This is a genomic window from Thioclava sp. SK-1 (assembly GCF_001705665.1).
Taxonomy (GTDB): Bacteria; Pseudomonadota; Alphaproteobacteria; order Rhodobacterales; family Rhodobacteraceae; genus Thioclava.
In genome coordinates this window covers 1-1,895 of the sequence record NZ_MDHA01000094.1, presented here as the reverse complement: position 1 = coordinate 1,895, position 1,895 = coordinate 1, and the positions used below count along the sequence as shown (strand labels likewise).

The following is a 1,895-nucleotide window of genomic DNA, read 5'->3' as shown; positions in this document are numbered from 1 at the left end:
GAAGCGCCGTCGGCGAATGACGATCATGAACACGTTGGAAGACTTCCAGCGCTTGTCCGCGAGTCTGGCCAGTTACGAGCTGCCAGTGCGGATCGGGTTCGAGGCGACCGGCAACTATCATCGGCCGCTGGCACATCATCTCGGACAGGCCGGTTTCGACCTTAAGCTCATTTCTTCCGTCGGCCTCGCCCGAACCCGCGAGGCCCTGCACAACAGTTGGGATAAGAACGACCCGAAGGATGCCCAAGTCATTCTGCACATGCTGCAGATCGGCGCGGTGCAGATCTTTCAGGACCCGATGGTGGCCGGCACGAATGACATTCAGGAATTGTCCAAGACCCATGATGCCGTGTCGCGGTCCAAGACCGAGCTGTGGCACCGCATCCTTACCCACTACCTGCCACTCTACTTTCCCGAAGCCGACCGGTTCCATCGCAGCTCGCGCACCGACTGGTTCTTGGCCTTCCTCGAGATGTTCCCGTCTCCACACATGATCTCTGCCCTAAGCAAGGAGGAGTTCACCAAGGCGGCATGGGAAGTGGTCGGACGCAAAGTCGAGAAGACCCTCATGTTGTCAGATATTTACGAGACGGCAAAGACCTCAGCAGGATTGCCTGTCTCGCCGGATTCAGATGCCATCCGCATGTTCCGCATGATGCTGGCCGAAGGCAGAAGCCTGATCCGGCAACGCAACGCCATCGAAGATCGGGCGGTCGAACTGCTGGGTGATCAGCCCGATTATCAACTGCTGCGCACCATCCATTCGCCAGCGGTCTTGAACGCATGGCGACACGCTTGCTCATCATCGGGCCGATCAATGCTCTGACCATTCTGGCCGAGGCAGGCGACCTGCGGCGCTTCCATCATCACCGCCAGTTCTTTAAGTTCTGCGGCATGGATTTGGCCACCGTCCAGTCCGGAATGTTCCGCGGTCGGAGCAAGATCTCAAAATATGGAAATGCTCGCCTGGGCCGGACTTTGTGGCTCGCAAGGCAGACGGCGGTCCTGAAGAAGACCAACAGCTTCCGTGACAAATTCGAGCGTTACATCGCGCAAGATCGCCACAACCCGCATTTGCGCCGTAAGGCCTACACCGCTATCGCCGCAAAGATGGCACGCACCATTCACGCCGTGATCAAATCCGGCGAACCCTATCGTCCCTTCTTCGAGGGGACGAGCCCAGGCGGAAGGAGCTTTCTCTCAAAGGGCCGTGGAGGCGCATGACGCGACCTCGTAGATAATGTTCGGGCCTTCCGCTTGGGATTTAGGATCTCGTCTTAAGGACGCTGAGGGCGGCCAGCGCACGTACCCTGTGTTTGCTATGGATGAGATCATTTCTTGACGGCGGAGCCCGCCTGGGCAACCTTATCGGGGTATCCGGACAGCCGGATGCCACACGACCTGCTGACCTAAGCAGCTAGATTTTCCTGACATAGGACGTTATCCAGCCGAATGGTGCCGGGCTTACCGCGCCACTCGATGATGCGGTCTAGGCTGCGAATGACCCGCTCTGCGGGCAACGAGAAGTCCACCTCGATCCCCAGCCCTTCTCGGTTGAAGTCGTCCAGCACATTCAGCAGCCGAAAGCCACGGCCGTCGGCCGAGGCAATCCGCCATGAAGTCCATCGACCAGGTCACATTGGGCGGGTCTGGCACCGCCAGGACATCAGGCTTCTCCCGTTTCAGCCGCTTTCAGGGCTTGATCCGCAGGTTCAGTTCCAACTCGCAGTAGATCCGGTAGACGCGTTTGTGGTTCCACGGGTGACCTTTGACGTTGCGCAGGTGTAAGAAGCACAGGCCAAATCCCCAGGTTTTGCGCGCATCTGTCAGCCCCGTTAGCAGATCGGCGATCACCTCGTTCTCATCCTTCAGCTTCGGGCTGTAGCGATAACAGG

At 58.6% G+C, this 1,895-nt stretch carries 2 pseudogenes; one reads left to right on the top strand and one right to left on the bottom strand.

The features are described 5' to 3' along the window. Positions 1-1,224: pseudogene (locus tag BFP70_RS19755) on the top strand (IS110 family transposase); the annotation flags it as partial. Positions 1,225-1,439: 215 nt separating this feature from the next. Here the strand turns inward: BFP70_RS19755 and BFP70_RS19750 are convergent. Further along, positions 1,440-1,895: pseudogene (locus BFP70_RS19750) on the bottom strand (DDE-type integrase/transposase/recombinase); the annotation flags it as partial.